The 21,310-nt window shown below is 52.1% G+C and carries 21 protein-coding genes; 11 read left to right on the top strand and 10 right to left on the bottom strand.

Annotated elements, in window-relative coordinates; all coding sequences use genetic code 11:
- The first annotated feature begins 61 nt into the window (after positions 1–61).
- The 3 genes from MIB40_RS09155 to MIB40_RS09165 all read left to right on the top strand — a co-directional run bounded on the left by MIB40_RS09155 (position 62) and on the right by MIB40_RS09165 (position 2,894).
- Positions 62–796, top strand: coding sequence for a crotonase/enoyl-CoA hydratase family protein (locus tag MIB40_RS09155; RefSeq protein WP_249693265.1), 735 nt, complete (start codon positions 62–64; stop codon positions 794–796).
- Between the two features lie 75 nt (positions 797–871).
- Entirely contained in the window at positions 872–1,288 is a 417-nt protein-coding gene (locus MIB40_RS09160) for an MAPEG family protein (RefSeq protein ID WP_249693267.1), read from the top strand.
- A gap of 184 nt (positions 1,289–1,472) precedes the next feature.
- Positions 1,473–2,894, top strand: coding sequence for an MAC/perforin domain-containing protein (locus MIB40_RS09165; RefSeq protein WP_249693268.1), 1,422 nt, complete (start codon positions 1,473–1,475; stop codon positions 2,892–2,894).
- Positions 2,895–3,080: 186 nt separating this feature from the next.
- Here the strand turns inward: MIB40_RS09165 and MIB40_RS09170 are convergent, their stop codons facing one another.
- A complete protein-coding gene (locus MIB40_RS09170) occupies positions 3,081–4,106 on the bottom strand; it encodes an AraC family transcriptional regulator (protein WP_249693271.1) in 1,026 nt (341 codons plus the stop codon).
- A gap of 171 nt (positions 4,107–4,277) precedes the next feature.
- On the opposite strand from MIB40_RS09170, the gene MIB40_RS09175 reads away from it, so the two are divergent.
- On the top strand, positions 4,278–6,242 hold the full coding sequence (locus MIB40_RS09175) for a fatty acid desaturase (protein ID WP_249693273.1): 1,965 nt from the start codon (positions 4,278–4,280) through the stop codon (positions 6,240–6,242).
- A gap of 66 nt (positions 6,243–6,308) precedes the next feature.
- Positions 6,309–7,349, top strand: coding sequence for a histone deacetylase family protein (locus MIB40_RS09180; RefSeq protein ID WP_249693275.1), 1,041 nt, complete (start codon positions 6,309–6,311; stop codon positions 7,347–7,349).
- 6 nt (positions 7,350–7,355) lie between these two features.
- On the opposite strand, the gene MIB40_RS09185 is transcribed toward MIB40_RS09180, so the two are convergent.
- Together MIB40_RS09185 and MIB40_RS09190 are read right to left on the bottom strand one after the other, a co-directional pair.
- Positions 7,356–8,081 carry a polyamine aminopropyltransferase gene (locus tag MIB40_RS09185; protein WP_249693277.1) on the bottom strand — a complete coding sequence of 242 codons (726 nt, stop codon included), beginning with the start codon at positions 8,079–8,081 and terminating at the stop codon, positions 7,356–7,358.
- A 73-nt stretch (positions 8,082–8,154) separates the two neighbouring features.
- Complete coding sequence (locus MIB40_RS09190) at positions 8,155–8,559, bottom strand: putative signal transducing protein (RefSeq protein ID WP_249693278.1); 405 nt, start codon at positions 8,557–8,559, stop codon at positions 8,155–8,157.
- Positions 8,560–8,693: 134 nt separating this feature from the next.
- On the opposite strand from MIB40_RS09190, the gene MIB40_RS09195 reads away from it, so the two are divergent.
- The 3 genes from MIB40_RS09195 to dbpA all read left to right on the top strand — a co-directional run bounded on the left by MIB40_RS09195 (position 8,694) and on the right by dbpA (position 11,936).
- On the top strand, positions 8,694–9,221 hold the full coding sequence (locus MIB40_RS09195) for a phosphatase PAP2 family protein (RefSeq protein WP_249693280.1): 528 nt from the start codon (positions 8,694–8,696) through the stop codon (positions 9,219–9,221).
- A 40-nt stretch (positions 9,222–9,261) separates the two neighbouring features.
- Positions 9,262–10,326, top strand: coding sequence for an MJ1255/VC2487 family glycosyltransferase (locus MIB40_RS09200; RefSeq protein ID WP_249693290.1), 1,065 nt, complete (start codon positions 9,262–9,264; stop codon positions 10,324–10,326).
- A 188-nt stretch (positions 10,327–10,514) separates the two neighbouring features.
- A complete protein-coding gene (dbpA, locus tag MIB40_RS09205; protein ID WP_249693291.1) occupies positions 10,515–11,936 on the top strand; it encodes an ATP-dependent RNA helicase DbpA in 1,422 nt (473 codons plus the stop codon).
- Between the two features lie 93 nt (positions 11,937–12,029).
- On the opposite strand, the gene MIB40_RS09210 is transcribed toward dbpA, so the two are convergent.
- Together MIB40_RS09210 and MIB40_RS09215 are read right to left on the bottom strand one after the other, a co-directional pair.
- Complete coding sequence (locus MIB40_RS09210) at positions 12,030–12,731, bottom strand: DUF4336 domain-containing protein (protein ID WP_249693293.1); 702 nt, start codon at positions 12,729–12,731, stop codon at positions 12,030–12,032.
- A 98-nt stretch (positions 12,732–12,829) separates the two neighbouring features.
- Entirely contained in the window at positions 12,830–13,459 is a 630-nt protein-coding gene (locus tag MIB40_RS09215; protein ID WP_249693295.1) for a hypothetical protein, read from the bottom strand.
- Positions 13,460–13,673: 214 nt separating this feature from the next.
- Between MIB40_RS09215 and MIB40_RS09220 the strand changes: the two genes are divergently transcribed.
- The gene (locus tag MIB40_RS09220) at positions 13,674–14,228 is read left to right on the top strand and encodes a TetR/AcrR family transcriptional regulator (RefSeq protein WP_249693296.1); all 555 of its coding nucleotides are present in this window, start codon (positions 13,674–13,676) and stop codon (positions 14,226–14,228) included.
- Between the two features lie 96 nt (positions 14,229–14,324).
- Here MIB40_RS09220 and MIB40_RS09225 read toward each other — a convergent pair whose 3' ends face one another.
- Positions 14,325–15,449 (bottom strand): glutathione S-transferase family protein, encoded by a 1,125-nt coding sequence (locus MIB40_RS09225; protein ID WP_249693297.1) that lies wholly within the window; start codon positions 15,447–15,449, stop codon positions 14,325–14,327.
- Positions 15,450–15,678: 229 nt separating this feature from the next.
- Here MIB40_RS09225 and MIB40_RS09230 point away from each other — a divergent pair, with 229 nt between their 5' ends.
- Positions 15,679–16,317 carry a LysE family translocator gene (locus tag MIB40_RS09230; protein WP_249693298.1) on the top strand — a complete coding sequence of 213 codons (639 nt, stop codon included), beginning with the start codon at positions 15,679–15,681 and terminating at the stop codon, positions 16,315–16,317.
- 163 nt (positions 16,318–16,480) lie between these two features.
- Here the strand turns inward: MIB40_RS09230 and MIB40_RS09235 are convergent, their stop codons facing one another.
- Positions 16,481–16,951: an NfeD family protein gene (locus tag MIB40_RS09235; RefSeq protein ID WP_249693299.1), complete on the bottom strand. Its 471-nt coding sequence runs from the start codon at positions 16,949–16,951 to the stop codon at positions 16,481–16,483.
- Between the two features lie 15 nt (positions 16,952–16,966).
- Positions 16,967–17,923 (bottom strand): SPFH domain-containing protein, encoded by a 957-nt coding sequence (locus MIB40_RS09240; RefSeq protein WP_249693300.1) that lies wholly within the window; start codon positions 17,921–17,923, stop codon positions 16,967–16,969.
- 206 nt (positions 17,924–18,129) lie between these two features.
- On the opposite strand from MIB40_RS09240, the gene MIB40_RS09245 reads away from it, so the two are divergent.
- The gene (locus tag MIB40_RS09245) at positions 18,130–18,993 is read left to right on the top strand and encodes an amino acid ABC transporter substrate-binding protein (RefSeq protein WP_249693301.1); all 864 of its coding nucleotides are present in this window, start codon (positions 18,130–18,132) and stop codon (positions 18,991–18,993) included.
- Positions 18,994–19,044: 51 nt separating this feature from the next.
- Here the strand turns inward: MIB40_RS09245 and MIB40_RS09250 are convergent, their stop codons facing one another.
- Together MIB40_RS09250 and MIB40_RS09255 are read right to left on the bottom strand one after the other, a co-directional pair.
- The gene (locus MIB40_RS09250; protein WP_249693302.1) at positions 19,045–19,728 is read right to left on the bottom strand and encodes a spermidine synthase family protein; all 684 of its coding nucleotides are present in this window, start codon (positions 19,726–19,728) and stop codon (positions 19,045–19,047) included.
- A 227-nt stretch (positions 19,729–19,955) separates the two neighbouring features.
- Positions 19,956–21,107, bottom strand: a complete 1,152-nt coding sequence (locus MIB40_RS09255; RefSeq protein WP_249693304.1) for an iron-containing alcohol dehydrogenase — start codon at positions 21,105–21,107, stop codon at positions 19,956–19,958.
- Between the last annotated feature and the right edge of the window lie 203 nt (positions 21,108–21,310).

The following is a 21,310-nucleotide window of genomic DNA, read 5'->3' on the forward strand; positions in this document are numbered from 1 at the left end:
CCCACTACAGGATGACCCTATAGACTTTTCAACACAAGCACCGTACCGCAAAGGAACATCCATGACTCCAGAGCAATCACCCCTGGTTCACTGCACCATCGATAGCAACATCGCCACCATTACTATGGACGACGGGCAAAATAACCTGATTTCCCCAACCATGCTAGATCAGCTTAACCGTGCCCTGGATCAGGCAGAAGCCGTTAACGCGGTCGTTGTTCTCACCGGTAGAGAAGAAATCTTTAGCGCGGGTTTTGATTTGAAGATCCTTAAAACCGGCGTGGTAAATACCTTTGCCATGTTGATGGGCGGATTTCGCCTATCCCACCGTTTGCTGTCGTTCCCAACCCCCGTGATTATCGCCTGCAACGGCCATGCAATAGCAATGGGCTCGTTCCTGTTGCTATCGGGAGACTACCGAATTGGCGTACAGGGAAAAAGCAAAATCACCGCCAACGAAGTCGAGATTGGCCTGACAATGCCTTATTCGGCCATCGAGATCTGCCGTCAACGTTTGAAGCCGGCCAATTTTGATCGAACGGTTTTACTCTCAGAGCACTATCATCCAGAAAGTGCATTGGCCGCAGGGTTCCTCGATCAGATTGTACCCGCCAGCGAACTTAAGTCAGAAGCAAAGCGATGGGCCACCCATTTTGCCTCGCTGGATTTATCCGCTCACCGTCAGAGTAAACAACGCATGCGCCGTTCAATGCTCAAAGCGCTGCGCCGTGCCATGCGGGCCGATCAAATCGACTTTGTCATTCGAGGTATCAAACGAATGCTTGGCAGCAAGTAACCTGAGCGGATTTTCACAACCCACCCAGGCACCCTCTCCCCATTTACAATAATTATTAATCCAACAGGATAACCAATGAGTTCTTCCACGATTTTGTACCCCGCCTTTGCGATGTTTTGCCTCACATTAGGGGTCATCTTTTATATGGGTTTCTTGCGCTTTATTGCCATCCGAAATCATCAGGTAAAGATCAGTTTTTTCCGCACCTACGATGAAGGCACTCAACCCAGACGATTACACCTTTTAGCCCGCCATGTTCAGAACCATTTTGAAACACCGCCACTCTTTTATATCGGTATTATTCTTTCTTATCTGACCCACAACGACAGCTTTTCGGTGCTACTTTTTTCCTGGCTGTTTGTTGTCGCACGCATTGTCCATACGTTTATTCATTTGGGCAGCAACAACGTCAGCTATCGTTTTTTTACTTTTGGCTTTAGTTTGGTCTGTCTGTGCGGTATTTGGGTTAGCATATTTAGAACGCTGCTATAGTTTCGAGATAAATAACATTTCAGCCATCGAACAGAAAGACGCGAGTACTATTCGCACCATCGTTTCTAAAAACAGATAACGAGATAATAGCAACAACCAACTATTGCTAAATAAACTTAACTCCCGATATTACTCAACTACGCTATGGGGATATCTCCTGCTTATTCGTTCAGGTGCCTCCCCTATGCTCTCCATCAATTCCAACCGTGCCCGGCTCAGCTTTCATTTTGTTGCTTTGATCTCGCTATTGCTGACGGGCTGCACTTCATTATCACCTTCAACTACCGGTAACCTGGGTGCAAGTCAATCGACCGTAGGCAGTGCCATATATTTACCGGAAACTGATCTGGGACGACCGATTGCTGCAGGGCAAGGCCGCCAGGTCTTCGCCAACCTGGATGATGACAATTGCGTAGTCTTTGATCCGAAAAGCAAAGAATCCAGCAGCAAGGTTCATACCTGGACCAAAACAGAAGCTTATTTCGGTTATCTCAATTCAGACACCAAGGTCGGGGTCTCTCTGACCAATGTCGCTGTGCTCTCGACTTCCCTTAGCGCTGCCAGCCAACGAAGTGTCGATCGCACGACAACCATCGCCGGTTCCGTTTATGAGTTCAACGCTTACAAGCAACTGTTTACCCTCTCTTCAGAATGCATAACTGCTCGCACAGGCAAAGGACAACTCGATCAAACCTTATTGGAAGCCTTTAATGCTCTGCCTTACCCTGTTAGCGATCCATCCCGGACCAGAGCCTGGGAGCCCTATCAACGCTTTCTGGAAATATACGGCAGCCATTATGTCGATCAGGTGCGAGCAGGAGCTCGTTATCGCAACTATACCTTCAAAAAACCCTATAAATCGGTCAATGAATCAGAACTTGCCATTGCTGCTTGTATCTCCGCCCAAAAGTTACCCACCGAGGCTGGCATGCTGTCGCTCAACGGATGCGAAGGCATTAATCAAAAGCAGATTGAAAGCGTGAAGCTAACCGATTATACCAGCAACCCCACCGCTTTCGGAGGCGATGAAACACTGCGAAGCCAGCTTGCCGGAGGAGCCGCTATCACACCGGAGCTTTTGGCAAAGTTTTCTGACACCGCCGATACAGAGCAGGATGGCGTCCAATATTCATTAACCCCTATTTGGAAACTGTTTCTCAATCGTGCAGGCAGCAACCAATCAATGAAAAATAGAGCACGCACATTGGAGGCGTATTTTGAAGGCTTTGTTGCTTCCAATTGCCAGCAGCAATATGGCTGCGGGTGCAGCCTCGTTAAAGATAAGAAAGAAAACGTCACCTTAAGACGCTTTATCCAGACCGATAAAGCCTATGCCAGCTATCGCTGTGAACAACCCGTGGTGGGCTGTCGGCGCGATGAAGATTGCCATTACTCCTACGGTGTAACAACAGGCAATTACTGCCAATGTTACGGTGACCACTGTGTTAATCGTGGCACCGGAGGCAGCTCGGTAGTCAATTACAGCACAAAAATTTCAGGAAAAAATAAAGGCCCCAACAGATCCTGTTATTACAAAGTTGGCGGCTGCAAATGCAAGCATCCGGCCAAAGGTCAGGGTTGGGACAGCATTTGGAGCAATGAATAATGATCGAGCATCGGTTCCCGTTTAACGAAGGAACCAGAAGCGAGCCAAGTTAACCGTCACCGATGCGAACTTGTATATCACAGAGTAGGAGCCATTGGCGGGGACTCCCTGAACGTTTTGGCAAACGACACAGCTTTGATGCTCATGCAAACCGGCGAGCGACAATGGGGGCTTCATCACCATCAATTACCTGGGAAAGGCAGCATTCGCCGGATCATCCTGTTGAGCCTTTCGAATACTACCGGGATCAACACCGTACCACCGCTGACAACTTCGACTGAATGAACTGAGATTACTGTAACCCAACAGGGCAGCGATATCGGTCAGGCGATACCGGGTATGTTTTAAATACTGTTCAGCACGCACTGCTCGTTCAGCTTCTATAAGGGCACTGAACGTAGTGGATGCGTCATCCAATCGCCGCTGCAAGGTTCGTCGGGTATACCCAAGCGACTGGGCAACGCTATCAATAGTGACATTCCCACTAGGCAAGTAGAGGCCGATTATTTTCATCACATCGTCGGCAATATCTTGCCTGGACTCTAGCATCATCTGCATCCGCGCACTGGCAAGATGAGCGAATATATCGATCGATTCTGATAAGACTTTATTATCGATTACCAGTTGCAATCGTTCGCTACCATAAGCAATCGGGCAAGCAAAATAGGAAGTGTAATACTCTAACCGCGCGGAATCAGAGTCTTCTCTAACAAAGTAGACACTTCGCAACGGATATTTATTCCCAGTCACCTCCCTAAGGGTTTTTGTCGTTGCTGCCAGAACATAGTCCTGGAACTGGACACTATTCATTAATGAGCGCAGGGACGTTTCAAACTGCAGAGTTATGGAGTCACCCTGGCGAACTACCTTCATACTAATGCCCGATACGATGACCTGAAAATACTTAACTACCGTATCAATCATATCTTCTACAGTTTGGCAGTTGCTCAGCATCAATACCAGAGGGCTCAGCGTGCTGACATCCTGCTTCGACGCCAACGCCAAACCTATATCCGGGAAATCCAAATACTCTGCACTGATATCCAGCAAACGCACAAAGCCGGCGAGCGGAATCAGGACATTATCTCCCTGTACTGCCTTCATATTTAATCCCGCCAACTGGTATAGCTGTGCCATATTGCCGCGACGCGCCAGTACCAGTTCGCTGAACCGTAACAGGTAACTGTTATTAATGTAGTGAGTGACGGCCATAACGATATCTGGATGCAACCTTCAAGGACGAGGATTCACTTTAGCCATCCTGGCACCAAAGGAAAAACTTTTGGCACCAAATGATAACCCCCTCTCTTATGCGACCGATATGCTCGTCATACCGCCAAGCGCCCAGCGCGACCTCAATAATATCAACAATAAGGTGAATTCATGACCGGTGCAGCATCCAATATCGTCCCACCTCTATCATCCAACTACTGGAAAGGTAGTACGCTAACGATTGCCTGGGGAACCGTAGCCTTATTTGCCGTTATCGTTGCAGGTTACGGATTTCTGTTCATCAGCACTATTCAGGGCAGTGCCGCTATTTGGTGGGCCCTCCCTTTGTCGACACTCCTCTGCTATCTTTCCTTCACGGTGATGCATGAAGCTGGCCACGGCAACATTATCCAGAGCCGAGCCACAATGAAACCATTAGAAAACGCCATGGGCTGGTTATCGGCACTGCCTTTCTTTATTTTGCCCTATCGTCTATTTGCCGCGATCCACGACCAGCACCACGCCTTCACCAACGATCCCGAGCGAGATCCGGACTATTGGGTGGGCTCCGGCTCTTTTTGGCAAGCCTCGTACCGAAGTTTCTCCCAGATATGGCACTACCTGTATAGAATTGCCACCGGCCTTTACCGTAATCCGGCATTTGCCGGCAGTTTTTATAGCTCGATTCTACATTACCTACTCGTTGGCACATTCATCTACCTGATGCTGACTGCAGGTTATGGCTGGGAGCTTTTAATGCTCGGTGTTGTGCCCCTGTTGATCTCCCTGTACGTGCTGGCTATGCTTTTTGACTGGATTCCACACACGCCCAGCAAGCATCAGGGACGCTATCGCAATACCCGCATCTATAGGGCGCCGGGATTAAAATACCTGACACTGGGTCAGAACTACCACCTGATTCACCATATGTACCCACGAGTGCCATGGTATCATTACGAGCGCGTGTTCCATGAAGTGCGCCCCGAGCTGGAAGCCAACAACGCCGCCATCGAAAATCTGGTTCCCCATTTCCTGAAAGCGCCCAGTTCCTACGGTCCGCTGGATTGTAACGAGACACTAAAGCTCAACCTGTGCGTTACCCATATTCGCCACGAAACACCTGATGCAGTAGTGATAGAATTCGAAACCCTCAATCAACAACCACTACGTTTTCAGGCCGGCCAGTACATTACGGTCAGCAAACAGTTCGGCCAAGAACAGGTTACCCGCTGCTATTCCATCTGCGAATCACCCTCTTCCGGTAAGCTATCAATTGGCGTCAAACGAGTCGCTAATGGTTTGATGTCCAACTATCTCAATCGAGAGCTCAAAGCCGGCGATTGTCTGACCGTTGCCGGCCCTTTCGGAGAGTTCACATTGGAGGCGGGGGCGGTTGTACCAAGAACCAAGCCACTGGAACAGTATTGTTTTATTGCCGCCGGAAGCGGCATCACGCCGATTCTATCTTTAATGAAAACCGCCCTGGAAAGGGATTCATGCACTCATGTGCAGTTGATCTATTTCAACCGTTCTCAAGCCAGCGCCCTGTTCATGAATGAACTAATTGCGCTGGAAAAACGTTGGTCGCCCCGTCTCACCATCATCCACGGTTTCGATGATGACAATCCATCTTCGAGTACCGATTGCCACTCAGCGGCCAAACAAAATTTTCTACTACAATCCCTGAAAACATTAGCTTTCGATCAAGTGCAAACCCTGTTCTACCTTTGCGGACCGGAGGCGTTGAAAGCAATGGTTATGAAAACATTGAGCGACCTGTCTGTAACGGAGCAGCAAATACTGGTAGAAAATTTCTCCTTAGATATTCCACAGCCTGAAGGTGTTTTACATCAGGTCAAGATTCAGCTAGCGAATGGACAACAGCATCAATTGGATGTCGCTTCTAACCAGACTGTACTGGAAGTCGCTCGCCAGCAAAGACTGTCCATCCCTCATGCCTGCGGCGTTGGACAGTGCGGTTGTTGCATGATGAAAATCACCAACGGTCAGGCAACGCTGGCTAACCCGAATGCTGTGGCGATTCTTCCGGCCGAACAACAACAGGGTTTTACTTTGGCTTGCCAATGTCGACCTCAATCCGATTTAATACTTTGCGAACAATCGGGGCATATCTGAGTAAAACAACGATGTCCTAAACAAAAGATCGGAGTTCGTAATGAGTATTCTAAGGTCAGGTGTTGTATGAAGATTATCTATTCCCCTCAACATCACCTGCGCCAGCCCAAAACCGAACTGCATGGCGGCGAGCTGGTTACCCCTTTTGAATGCCGGCAGCGGGTCGATTACATACTGAAAGAGCTGGCGCGACGAGATTACTCGACTCCACTGCCAGAGAATATCTACTCCCTTAAACCCGTGCTGGCCGTACACGACAAACACTATGTCGATTTTCTAAGCACAGTCTGGCAACACTGGTGCGATGCCGGATACAAAGGCGAAGCCATTCCCAATGTCTGGCCGGCCCGCAGTATGCGCTCCGATATCGTTCCCGAGCATATTGAGGGACAGCTCGGCTATTACGCTCTGGCGTCCGAATCATCCATTACCCGGGGCACCTGGGAGGCGGCGCTGGCGGCTAAGGATGTGGCGCTTACGGCGGCAGACTTGCTTCTTAAGGGCGATCAGAGCGCTTTCGCGTTATGCCGACCGCCGGGGCACCACGCCGCCAGCAATCAGTTTGGCGGCTACTGCTTTTTGAATAATGCCGCGATCGCGGCGCAGCATCTTCGAGACCAGGGCGCTGCCCGCGTGGTCTGCCTCGATGTCGACTTTCACCACGGCAACGGCACCCAACAGATTTTCTACCAGCGCGACGATGTCATGACGATCTCGCTGCACGGCGACCCTGCTCATGCCTTTCCCTATTTCCTAGGCTATGCCGATGAAACGGGGACCGGGAAAGGTAAGGGATTTACGCATAACTATCCGTTACCACCCGCGGCCGATTATGTCACCTGGGGTGCAGCTCTGGGCCAAGCGCTCGATACTATTCAACAATACGACTGCGACTACCTGGTGGTTTCCCTGGGAGTTGATACCTATGAAAACGATCCCATCAGTTTTTTTAAACTCACCTCCGATGATTTTTTTGACTACGGCAAACGCATTGGCGCGCTGGGTATTCCCACCCTGTTTGTAATGGAAGGCGGCTATGCAGTAGAGGAGATCGGCATCAACACCGCCAATGTGCTGGACGGGTTTCAGGCTGCCAACAAGGTCTGATTTCCGTTATCGCGTTTTACTCGCAACATAGACCGTATTGGTCGATTCCTCGATGCGATACGGGTTCGGAAAACGCACAATATGGGATTCACAATTTCCAAACACCGAACCAAGCAAGGCCACAAATTCGGTTTCTGGCGGATCGTTGGACCAGAGCGCAAACACGCCACCCGGGTTGAGCTTATCGGCCATGGCCTGTAAACCCGCCAGGGAATAAAAATGACTGTTGCCCGGATTGAGCCAATGGCTGGGTGAGTGATCGATATCGAGCAGAATCGCATCGACCGGGCAATTGTTATCGCTGCCATCGAAGCCTCGCTTCGGGTTAGTCGCGACATCAAAAAAATCGGCATGTACCAATTCGCAACGACGATCATCGGTCAGGGTTTTACCCAGCGGTACCAGGTGCCGCTGGTGCCAGTCGATCACCGGCGCCATCACATCGACCACCTGCAGTTTTTTTACTCGCACATCTTCCAGCGCCGCAGCCGCGGTATAGCCCAGCCCGAGACCACCCACCACCACGTCGAGTGTCTCGGCATCGAGCGCCGCAAGACCCAGTTTGGATAACTGTATTTCGGCTTCGGTAAACAGGCTCGACATCAACCATTCATCGTTGAGTTTTACCTCAAACAGGATCTTGCCATCGAGTCGTGGCTCGGCGCGTTTACGCAGGCTGATATCGCCGTGGGGGGTTTGCTGGTAATCCAGCTCTTCAAACAGAAAACTCATGGCAGGGTCCTGCGCAGAAAACGATGAACCACCTTAGCACCTTTATCATCTCACTGCCGTTGTCTGCCCTCACTCAGTATCGAATCACTTCACCACAATCGCGGCAACGCTTGGCATCCCGGGTTGGCCACAGAGGAAACTGCAGCGCCAGAAACATCAAAAATGCCGTGCGCTTGCCTTGGCGGTAGGGTTCAAGCCGCGTACTGCCACAGTGATTGCATTGCCGGGGTAACGGGACGCTGTCGAAAGCTTCGAATTCGGTTTCTATAGAAAGGTCTTCGGCCAGAATCGAGCGCGCCCGCACCTCGTCAACTGCAGGCACCTGCACCTTTACGCCGCCGAGGGCATCGGAATACAGCCACTGCATATTGATGGTGTGCTCATCGGCCACATAGGCCTCGACACCCTGAGCCTGCAAACGTGACCGGGCGATCTGTGCTTCGTAAGGAAAGGAGTAACGGGCGATCGTTACTAGCATTAAGTGGTCCTCCTTCATTCAGCTTAGCAGTTCTACCCTGCGGAAGAACATCATCATTTTGTCATCTGCCGGTCATGTTTTTGCAGCTTGCGAGGCGCAGGATGAAACCAGAATGATAAAACCAAAGGCTATCAATGATGATGCTGTTACAACGATTGCAGACTTTGGACACCCGGCTCTTCCACTGGACGTTTTATCATAGCCGTTACCTGAGCCTGTCATTTCTTGCCCGAACATTGTCGCGCACTGGCGACGGTTATCTGCAAGTTGTCTTACCCCTATTGATTCTGTGGCTGGATCCGGAGCGAGGCTGGCCGCTGCTGATGCTGATATTGCTCGCTTTCAGCATCGAGCGCAGCTGCTATCGCTGGCTTAAACAGGGGCTTAAACGCCGCCGCCCACCCAATCAGCTCCCGTCTGTGGTCAGCCTGGTTACTGCCTCCGACGAATTCAGCTTTCCTTCGGGGCATACCGCCGCCGCTTTCCTGTTGGCCGTTTTGGTAGGGCATTTCCTGCCGGATTATTCCCTCGCTTTATGGCTTTGGGCCAGCGCCGTTGGCCTGTCACGGGTACTGGTCGGCGTGCATTTTCCCGGCGACATTGTTGCCGGCGCCCTCATCGGCAGCGGCATCGGCTATTGCTGCCTGCTTCTGGTGATTTGACGCCACTCACCTCGCCCCCACTCAACACAGGGAGTCAACGATGAAAATTCTCTACGGTATTCAAGGCACCGGTAACGGCCACCTGACAAGATCCCGGCTGCTGGCGGAACGCCTGCAACAACAACCCCTCGAGGTGGATTACCTGATTTCCGGTCGCCAGCACCATCCGCTATTTGGTATGGAGGTGTTTGGTGATTATCGAGTGTGCCGAGGGCTAAGCTTTGCCACCCGAGACGGGGCCATCGACTATGCCGCGACGATACGGCTGAACAATGTGGGGCAGTTCTGGCGCGAGATCCGCCAGCTCGACTTGAGCGGTTACGATCTGGTGATCAGCGATTATGAACCCGTGGTCGCCTGGGCCGCTCGTCGCCAGGGCGTGCCCTGTGTCGGCATCGGTCATCAGTACGCCTTCTGCCACGACGTTCCCAGGCCCGGCCACGACCTGTCGGGTGCTCTATTGTTGAAATACTTTGCACCGGTCGATACTGCCATTGGCCTGCACTGGCACCATTTCAACCAACCCATTTTGCCGCCCATCATCGATACCCGCTTGTCGCCCCAAGGTCCTCGCCAGGAAAAAGTGCTGGTCTACCTGCCTTTCGAACATCAACAGCGGGTGATCGAAAGCCTGCTCCCCCTGAAACAGTACCAGCTTTTTATCTATGGTCCCGGCCTCTCTTTCGCCGATCAGGGGCATATCCATTTGCGGGCACCCAATCTGCGCGGCTTTAAACAGGATCTGTGCGAATCCGGCGCAGTGATCTGCAACGCCGGTTTCGAGCTGGTCAGCGAAGCCCTGCACCTGGGCATTCAACCGCTGGTTAAACCCGTTTCGGGGCAGATAGAGCAACAAGCCAATGCTCTGGCCCTGGAGCAACTGTGTCTGGGGGATCGACTGACGACGCTCGATACCGACTGCCTGCGCGACGCTCTGGCACCCGGTCGCTTGGGCGCGCCCCAGGAGTACCCTGATGTCGCCAGTGCGCTCGCGCAGTGGATCAGCAAAGGCTATTGGTACGATACCCAATCGCTACTGAATGACCTATGGCCCGACCCGCAGCCAGCCGCCATGCAACAACAGGGTTCCTCGCAAGCCGCTTAGCGAAATGATTGAAGGGTTCTCAGCACAACCCTGTGGTTCGGTACCGCATTCACCGACGAAGGAGCCCATACTATGAGTTTCTGTCGAAGCCCCAGACCCGCCGCCAATCGCAGCGTACGGGGACGCTACCGCGCAACCGAAATCTGCTACAATGCGCGCCCCGCTTCCCCCTTTGCTGCGAGCCCTCCGTGACCGATACTGCTTTTTCCTCTCTGGCCCTGCCCACCGCACTGCTCGATACCCTGCAACAGCTCGGTTACGAAAAAATGACGCCGATTCAGGCCCAGTCCCTGCCCCGCTCGATGGCCGGTGAAGACCTGATTGCCAAGGCCAAGACCGGCAGCGGCAAAACCGCCGCCTTTGGTATCGGATTACTGTTACGGCTTAAACCCGCCCATTTTGCGGTGCAAGCCCTGGTGCTGTGCCCAACCCGTGAACTCAGTACCCAGGTGGCCACCGAGCTGCGTCGGCTGGCGCGTTTTCAGCAAAACACCAAGATCATCACCCTGTGCGGTGGCCAGCCCATTGGCCCACAGATCGGTTCGCTCGAACACGGCGCGCACATTGTCGTGGGCACACCAGGTCGTATTGCCGACCATCTACGCAAAGGCACTCTCAAGCTGGATAAGGTCAAGACTCTGGTACTGGACGAAGCCGACCGTATGCTGGATATGGGCTTTATCGAAGCCATCGAAGGCATCATCGATCACACCCCCGGCAACCGACAAACCCTGCTGTTCTCGGCTACCTACCCGAAACAGATTCGCCAGCTCAGCTCGCGGTTCCAAAACAATCCGGTCGAGGTCAGTGTCGAGTCGGTACACAGCCCGCAACAAATTACCCAGCTGTGCTACCCCACCAGCGAAGCGGACAAGGATGATCTGCTGGTTCGCTTACTGAGCCATTTCCGCCCCGCGTCCTGCGTGCTGTTTTGCAATACCAAGCAACAGTGCGAAACCATCAGCGCCATGCTGCGCGACCAGGGTTTCAGTGCCGGCGCCATGCATGGCGATATGATGCAGAAAGAACGGGACCAGATGCTGATCCAGTTTGCCAATGGCAGCTGTTCCATACTCGCAGCGACCGATGTGGCCGCGCGCGGGCTCGACATCAACGACCTGCCGGCGGTGATCAATTACGACCTGCCGCGCAACTCCGAAACCTATGTACACCGCATTGGCCGCACCGGCCGGGCGGGTAAGGAGGGTCTGGCCCTGAGCCTCTATACCGATTACGAGAGCCGAAAAATACGCGCCATCGAAGAGTACCAGCAACAGCCGTTACCGCTGGGAGAAATGGGTGACTTGCCGTCGCAGGTAACGCCAATGCACGCGAGCATGGTCACGCTGTGTATCTCCGGCGGGCGCAAGGACAAGGTTCGTCCCGGGGATATCCTGGGCGCACTAACCGGCGAAGCAGGCATTGCCGGCGACCTGGTCGGCAAGATCAATATTCTCGACCACGTGGCCTTTGTCGCCATCAAACGCGACACCGCTAATCAGGCCCTGGGACGCTTGATCAACGGCAAAATCAAGGGGCGCAAGTTCAAGGTCCGTCCAATGGAGGCCGGTTTACCGCTGGGTGATGAACGGCCTCCGAGACGCCGCTGAGTTGGCACGCCGCCGGGATCTAACAGCGGGGGCGGCAGCAGCCTCAATACCTGAACACCGTTTGTGACCAATCAATGCGTTGACGACTGATGGCTAGACCTTTTCTACCGGCCTTAGCCAAGCAAAGGATTTTTTCAGAAAGCCCTCGGCATCCGTCTCAATAATTTCTCCATGAGCCATAATGATTCGAACCGGTTTCCAGGCAAGCAGACGATCATAATGCCGCCTTGCTTCGTTACGACCAAACAGAAAACTGAATCGCCAATCTATAGGGGTTCTGCCGTTTGGGGCTAATATGCCGGTCAGCCTTAACAGGATGCGCTGGGTAAAGCTAAAGCCATCTGGAGAAAAATTCTCGATTAAATCCGTAACAATGAGCGACTTTGATGCCACATGCAGAAATACCGATTCCTGCATCAAGGGCGAACCGGTAAAGAGAAGCTGTTCAATATCAACCTTCCAGGGGTAATGCCCTGCAGTGGTTAATTCTCCAGAAAACACCAGATCACTTCGTTTTTTAATAAGCTCTTCGGTCCCGTATGTTAATGCCGAGGGATAGGCTTGCTGCCATTCGTGCAGGAATAAATGATGGAGATGATTGGGCGCGATCAGGTACTGCACATCCCCGATCCCATCAATCCACTCTCTAATCTCTTCCGTCAATGCAATAGGGCTATGCACCCACAGCTTGTTCTGCGGCAGTCGTATAACCACCATTCGGGTTGAAAAAGGGATCGTCAAAAAGGGAACCGATGTTCCATTGCAGACCCAGAGGTCGCTACAGATTTTTTCCATGAACTGTCCTCTTATATCAATACAGAGCCCTCTCCACCTCGATAACGAACATCAGGAGTTTGCCAGGGCGCCTCTGCCTTCGGATAGCGCCCGCAATTTTATGGGCGTTCCGATACTTCCGCTGGACGATACGGCTCTTCTCGTACGCCATGGGAGAGAACCAGTTTAATTATGTAGATAGGGGCCAACCATTCCAGTCCGGCAGGTGCAGAGAAAGCAACCTGACCAATAATGATTGAGAGCATAACGATAAGCAGCGCCACCGGACGGTGGAGGTAAAGAGGTAATAGATGGAGAACCAGGATTGAAGCCATCATCAATCCATACCAGAAAAACCCGTAGCTCCAGGTCACATCAAAGCATAATGGCGCGACAAATATCTGGAAATGAATAGCAGGAAAGACAAACTTGCTGCCTACCAAACGACCTAACCAGGATAATTTCAGTGACTGATCGGTATGCAAGAAGCGCTTCATAGAACCCAACGAATTGGTAATAACACCACCCACCATATCCAACACCAGAGCGCTCGCAACGATCAATTGCAACAAGCTCCATTCCAGGTCTTGCCATACCAGGAAGTACAAAATAACAGGGGCACAGAATGCTGCATAATTGGCCAGCGCTCGTTCTGCTTTTGTTGCTCCGAAACCCGCGGTAAAACTAAAGTCACCTGAACAATTCCAATCTATATCTGCATTTTTAACTCTGAACTTATCTATCTGCATCTATCCACTCCAACATTTTTTCGGCTTTTCAGGCAATACATAACCATTTCCGGTTAACGGACCAGACCCTATATAGTCCGATCGGACTAAATAATACAAACACCACACGCACCAAGTCAATCTTTTTAGTCCAATTGGTCTTTTTAGGGTTTATAAGGCATGTTATAGTCCTCACCACTGTGCTTTTTGTAATACATTCGGAGCAATGAGAGACATGCCCAAAGTCGTTGACCACGAGGCCTACCGACAGGAATTAACCACCAAAGCCGTAGCGGTGTTTACTGAGCATGGCTACCACGGGCTTGGTATGCGTGGTATAGCCGAAGCAATGGGGGTCTCTAAAAGTGCGCTTTATCATTATTTCCCCAGCAAAAAGGCACTGTTTGAAGCCTGCACCGAGTTCATCACGCAACCCTACAGCCTCTATGGCCAGGATAGTGATCATGCAAAATCCGACACAATCGATGAGCCATTAAAGGCACTGTTAACAACCCTGGATAATCGTTTCCGGGGCGAGATGGTTCTGCTACTGGACTATGTCAAAGACCGAGATAGTGCCGATATACAAAATGATCCACTGTTAAGAAAAGCCGACCAGGCCTTTCTTAACGAGCTCACCAAAGCAGTAGGCACCAAGCACTCAGAACAGGCCTATGCTCTGATGATGGGAGGATTACTACTCAGGTTGTTCAACGGCAATCAAACGACTATCGATGAGATTCAAGCCTGGATCGAAGCACTTGTGGAGAAAGCGCAAACCCCAGATTGAGCGCTTTCCTGACACACAGGCAAGTCACTAAAAAAGAGACCCTGTTCCCGTAGTTCTCAACACTCGCGATATCTCAGGCTAGTCCAATCATTGTCATCAAAGACTGCGCCGCAAGCGGCACCGTTCAAGCCTCAAAGGCTCGGGAAGGCGCAGCTGCAGGGCATCGAGCACTCCGCAAGGTTCCAACCACTGATCGACGCTTTGCTGTTCAGCACAACTCAGGGATTGGTAATCGTCCAGCACCCGCTGCAACATCCAATAGGTATAGGTGATGCAGGCTCGTGTTTCGGTGACACCCTGAATATGCATATCGATCTTGCCCAACGCCCTGGGCAGGGTATCGGCATCGGGGTGTTCCTCCAGCCAGACTGACACGCGCTCTACCAGTTGATTCAGGGATGGAAACATCTCCCCGAAGATCATCTGTAACAGGGGATCCAGTGTCGAGGGCACCGCATCCTTTTCCAGCCACTGTCCAGCCTTCGCCTCAGGGGCACCCTCGCCCAACCGATGAATCCAATCGACTAGCGCCGGGTGTTGTTTGACCAATGCGCTGGAATACGGATCACGATACAGGTGAGCATAGATAGGCCCATACAAAGCCAGGTCGGCCACACAGGGGGATGCTCCCAACAGATACCGATGTTGCTGTAGATGATCTTCCAGAATCGATAACAAACGCTCGCACCAGCGCTCCACCGCTGGTACCGATCGTTCCGTAACGCCACACAACGGCAAATAGGATTGCATTCGGTCTGCCAGTTTTCGACCGAGGAACCGCTGCACAAAACCGGGCCAGTTGGGCAATGCGCTGGCACCAAATTCCCGGGTAATAAAGGCGTAATTTTGCTCTTTGTAATACCAGCGATAATGCAGCGCAATGCTCGGTAACCATTCGTCGGCGTAGAGCTCGATCAATCGGCATAACAGCCGTTGGCGAGGCGTAACCGGTAACAATGGCCGCTCGGGAAATTGCTGCTCCAGATGATCGAGAATCACCGTGGAGTCCTGCAAGTACTCGCCCTCAGGCGTCTCCATCACCGGCATAATAATCCGCCCAACCTTAGGTGCCAGGCGTTTTTTCATGGTGCGATAATCGGGCGCTATATCCTCGAAAGACGCCCGCTTGAAACGTAACCCGGCACGGGTCTTGGCTGTGTAGGGCGACACTTGCCAGCCGTAGTGGCGGTACTGGAGTGAGGCGTCTTTCGACTTGGGCATCAGCTGTCCTTGTTATTATTCCAGGCGATAGCTTAGCCTACCCTAAGGATCGGCAGGCACCAATTGCCGTATCGTTCATACGGAATGGCCGCAAGTAATGACGGCAAAACTCATATTGGCGTTTAAAGTAAGGCCGTTTAAATAGCACCACTGAAAAGACCTTCAGGTGTCGGCAGGCACGGGGTATATTACTGTCGTTATTGCTTATCACTATCACAAGGAGCCCGTGATGGATTATCTTCAAGTTATCAGCTTTGCCATAATCGCCCTGCTGCTGGTTATCTCCCCCGGGCCCAATGGCCTGTTGATTGCGAAAACAGTGCCCAGCGCTGGCAAGCAAGCCGGATTCGCCAACGTTGCCGGTTTTCTGGCCGCTTTCTACCTTCACGGTAGCCTGTCGATTCTGGGTATTTCGGTGATCCTGACCCAGTCGGCGGAAGCCTTTTTTGTGGTCAAACTGCTGGGTGCAGCATATCTCACCTGGATTGGTCTCAAAGCCCTGCTAAGCGCTACCCGTCCCAGCCCAAAACCTCAAACCAACGCAATACCCGGCCGCAGCAAAGCCAAGCTGAGCCGATCGTTTCTCGAAGGCTTTTTGACCAACGCCCTGAATCCCAAAGTGTCGATGTTTTATCTGGCCGCCTTTCCGCAATTTATGCCCATTGGCGACAACGCTATCAGCTATGCGTTCTTGCTGGTCACGGTTCATTCGCTGATTAATCTACTCTGGTTTTCCTCCATGGTGCTGTTGTTCTCACGTCTGGTTAGTGCGAGCAAAAATCCGGTTTTCCAACGAGTCCTACAGGGTGTTACCGGCGTGGTGTTTATCGGCTTTGGCGCAAAGCTGATGGCGCTGCAACCTAAATAGACCTGGGCATTGCCGGCAGGGATGGGGCAACTTTTGCCATTATCTACAGAAAAAAAGCCGCCCGGTTTGATCCACCGGACGGCTTTTTCACTACTGGGCTTCTTTCTCAGGTCTGCTGAGACTCTCGTTTTATAAACCCCAGAGATCTGATCGTGGAAGCTTATTACACGGGCTTAACGCGAAAACGTCCCACATCAACCGAGGTTACCGCGACTCGCTGGCCAGCCTTGATCTCACTGACACCGGCCTTGTGGTCGACCTCGACTTTCCAGGTTATCCCTGAATACAGGGTTGAGCCCGGCTGGGTAGCGCTAATATCGCTCTCCAGCACAAACTCGTGACCAATAAAATCACTGCTGTTGTCTTTTTGGGATTTACGACCACCCTGTAAACGCTTGAGCGGTCGCCACAACAAGGCGGTGATAATACCGGTGCTGATACCGGTACAGGCCACACCGGCAGTCCAGGTTTCCGGAATCAGGGTCAGGCTCATTAACGCGCCGCTGGCTAACGCACCCAAGCCGGCGAACAGAAATACGCCGGTAACAAAACCGGTTAGCACTTCAACCGCCAGCAAGGCCAGGCCCAGGACCAACCAGAATTCCGCCTGGTGGTTGACGATGTATTCAATCATCGCTGAACCTCCCCACTAGGATTGAACGTTCTTGTCGGCGTTCAGGGTATTAATGATGGTCATGGCTTCGGCAACAACACCGGCCGCGCCGGTATTACCTTCGGGCAGCAGGACTACGGTGGAGTCCTTGGCAATCGCTTGCTTGGCATCGATCGCTTTATCGGCCAGGTTCAACTGAATCGCCTTCTGGCCTTCATGGGTATCGGCAACTCTACCAACCGTCTCAAGGGCGGTGGCTTGAGCCTCGGCCACGGCAATAATGGCTTTCGCCTCACCTTCGGCGCGTAGAATCTGCTCGGCCTTGTCGGCTTCCGCCGACAGCACCTGCGCCTGCTTGTCACCTTCGGCCACGTTAATCGCCGATTGACGCTGACCTTCGGATTCCAGGATGGTCGCGCGCTTTTCACGCTCCGCTTTCATCTGGCGTTCCATAGCATCAAGAATGGTACGAGGTGGCTCGATATCCTTGATCTCGTAACGCATCACCTGAATGCCCCAGGGCTCGGACGCGGTATTGATGGCGTTCACGATATTGATGTTGAGGCTTTCACGCTCTTCAAAGGTTTTGTCCAGATCGATCTTACCGATCTCACTACGCATGGTGGTTTGCGCCAGCTGGGACACCGCGTAAACGTAGTTATCGACACCGTAGGAAGCCTTGTAGGGGTCGAGCAATTTCAGGTACAGAACACCATCCACGACCAGAGAAATATTGTCCTTGGTGATGGCCGCCTGGCTAGGCACATCGTAGGCGTGCTCTTTCAGGGATTGCTCGTAGGTTACCTTGTCGATAAAGGGAACCAGCATATTCAAACCGGCTACCATGGTTTTGTTGTACTTGCCGAAGCGCTCGACGACGAAAGCCTGATTCTGCGGCACAAACTTGACCGACGACTTGACCAGAATAACAACCAGTACTGCCAGCACTACCCAAAAATTAAAGATGAAGCCAAATAGCTGTTCGATCGCCATTCTTTACTCTCCGTGATATTTGAATGAGCCGACCACAATAGCAGATCAGTTAGCAAAAAGCTGAGATATAGGTAAAACCCTGAGCCAGCTCTACGCTTCCGTCAGGAAGCCGGGATTATGATTAAAATCTGTACTTGTACGTATTTATACCTATAGACTGAACCTTCATAAAAAAGACGGATTCGGATCTAATCAAGGAGAGAAATATGCGTTTTGCTATTGCGGCGTTCATGCTGGTGAGCATGTACTTTTCAACCAGTGCCAATGCTGCCGATTTAACCCAGACATTAAAGCGGATCGATAAATCCGGTGAGATCAACCTGGGATATCGTGAAAACGAACCACCCATGTCTTTCCATGATCCCGATGGCAAACCGGTCGGCTATACCATCGATCTTTGTAATCTGATCGTTGCTGGCGTCAAGCTCAAGCTTGAACGCTCCGACATAAAAGTTAACTACGTTCCGGTCACTGCCGAGAATCGCTTTAGCGCTGTTCAGTCTAAAGAGATCGATCTGCTCTGTGGTGCCACCACGAAAACCCTGAGCCGGTCGGAGCTGGTTGGTTTTACCCAGCTTACCTTTGTCACGGGTGCCTCGATGCTGAGCCTGACCGAAAAAGAAGTTCCCAGCATTAAGGATCTGAAAGGCAAACGCATCGCCGTAGTCAAGAACACCACGACTCTGGAAACTATTAAAAACATTATCACTGAGCGCCTGATCGATGCCGAAATTGTCCAAGTCGAGTCGGCCGTTGAAGCGATGGATATGCTGGATAAATCAGAGATCGATGCTTTCTCTTCTGATCAGGCGGTATTGATCGGACAGATCATCGACCGGGAAGGTGTGAAGAAATATTCCCTGTCCAAAGAGATGTACTCATTCGAACCTTTTGCCATCGCTCTGCAGCGAGGCGATGCTGATTTCCAACTGGTCGCCGATCGAGTATTGGCCCAGCTCTATCGTAGCGGTCAAATCGGCACTATCTATAATCAGTGGTTCGGCCGCTTTGGCGAAAAAGCACCCATGATTTTACAGGCAATGTATCAGCTGAACGCTACACCAAAATAGTTCACTAATCGCCTGATTTGATAACCGGCGCTAGGCGAGCTTGATGCTTGCCTAGCGCCAGGGCTTCTGCGCCAGAAAAATGGTATGGCGACTGCCTTTGCCTTGCCGTGCCCTCACGGTGCGAGTCTTGGCTTTAAAACCGGCTTTCTTGAGGCGAATGTTAAACATGGGATCAGCACCTGCCGACCAGATCGCCAGCATGCCTTCCGGGTGCAGACTGTCGTATATCGCGGCCAGCCCTGCCATGGAATAGAGGCCGTTGTTATCGGTATGAGTGATACCTTCGGGGCCGTTATCCACATCGAGCAAGATGGCATCAAAACTTGGCTGACGAGGTGCAAACAGCTGCGCCACATCACCGGCATGAATGCGGGTACGACTGTCTCGCAGAGGGTGACCGGCACATTCCCCCAGCGGCCCTCGATTCCATTCGACCACTTCGGGAATCAGCTCAGCCACGGTCACTGTGGCCGATGCTGATACCGCCTTGAGTGCCGCCGCAAGAGTAAACCCCATACCCAGTCCGCCGACCAGAACCTGGGCATCATCGGCTTCGCTCAGGTGGGCACAACCCAGCTCCGATAAAGCCTCTTCCGAACTGTGCACCCGGCTGTTCATCAGCTCGCCGCGAACGCCAGACAGGCGGATCGAAAATTCCTTATCCCGCTGGGATAGCTTTAGCTGACCACCACCGTTCGGAATGTCTGCCACACCCAATTCTGTCCAGGGATTCATAACCGCCTCAAAAATATTGCCGAAGGAATGGCGCGCACTCTACCACAGTTGCTTAGAAGCACCTGTGATTAATTAGGGCACCCCTGATTATTTCGGATAGCGACCGAGGTTAGCTGCTGGCCGGCAAAGATCAGCACATAGGAAGGCATTCAACCAGACGTCCGATGGACGCCTGGCTTTCAAGTAGACTCGACGGCCCCCACCAAGGCGCCGTGAGCCACTCAGGCTTACATCAGTTTTTGATAGATACCGACGATTTCATCGCTAGTCGCTTCCCTCGGATTGGTCAACGAACAAGGATCATTGAGGGCATTGATCGCCATAAATTCCAGGCGCTCAACCTTCACACCGAGATCACCCAGTTTTTGCTTGGTACCCACCTTGGCGGACAACAACTCAATGGCTTGCACGCCAGCTTCGGCGGCGTCGGACGCACTCATTGCGGTCACATCAACCCCCATTGCCTTGGCAATGTCGGCAAAACGCTCCGGCGTTTTTGCGGCATTAAAGCGGGCCACTTCGGGCAACAGGATCGCGTTGCACAGGCCATGCACCAGGTCATAAACACCTCCCAGCTGGTGCGCCATGGAGTGCACATAACCCAGCGAGGCGTTGGAAAACGCCATCCCGGCCAGATACTCGGCATATTGCATGGCGTCCCGGGCAGCACGGTCTTCACCGTTCTGAACGGCCGCTTCCAGATTGTTGGCAACCAATTCTATCGCCTTGATCGCGGACGCATCGGTAATTGGCGTTGCCATGGTGGAAACATAGGCCTCAACTGCATGAGTCAGGGCATCCATACCGGTCGCCGCCGTCAGGTGCTTGGGCATAGCTACCATCAGCTCGGTATCATTAACGGCGATAATCGGCGTGATGTTTTTGTCCACCACCGGATACTTGGTGTGATTGGCTTCGTCGGTGACCACACTGAAGACGGTCATCTCGGCCGCCGTGCCCGCTGTGGTATTCACAGTAACCAACGGCAGTTGAGGCTTTTTGGACAGGTGGACCCCTTTTGAATAATCACTAATGTGACCGCCATTGGTCGCTACAAGAGCAATGCCCTTGGCACAATCGTGGGGCGAACCACCGCCAAATGAAATAACAAAATCACAGCCCTCTTGCTGCAGCAAACTCAGGCCATCTTCGATATTTTTTTCGGTCGGGTTGGGCTTTACATCATCGAAAATAACAAAATCGATTTGATGACTATCCAGTTCACGGGTCAGATTATCAACCAGCTTGATATCCACCAAAACCTTGTCGGTCACCACCAGGGCTTTTTTGAATTCCCTTGCGGTCAGCTCCGGGCCCAACTCTTTAATGGCGTCAGGACCCAACAAAGACATAGGGGGCATATAAAAGGCGTTACTCATGGCTTATTCCTCACAATCAAATATAAAAAAGCATCCAATTCCAAGACCGAGGCGGTGATGAAGCAATAACATCGAAGCGGCTTCAGCGACCTCTGGAAAACCTTCTGTAGCAATCCGCTGCATCAGCGATTCGTTTGCTACAGGCAAGAAAGGGCAGTCAACGCTGCCCTTTACATCAACCGATCACTACTTTGCCTTGCTTA

This window comes from Aestuariirhabdus haliotis (assembly GCF_023509475.1).
Taxonomy (GTDB): Bacteria; Pseudomonadota; Gammaproteobacteria; order Pseudomonadales; family Aestuariirhabdaceae; genus Aestuariirhabdus; species Aestuariirhabdus haliotis.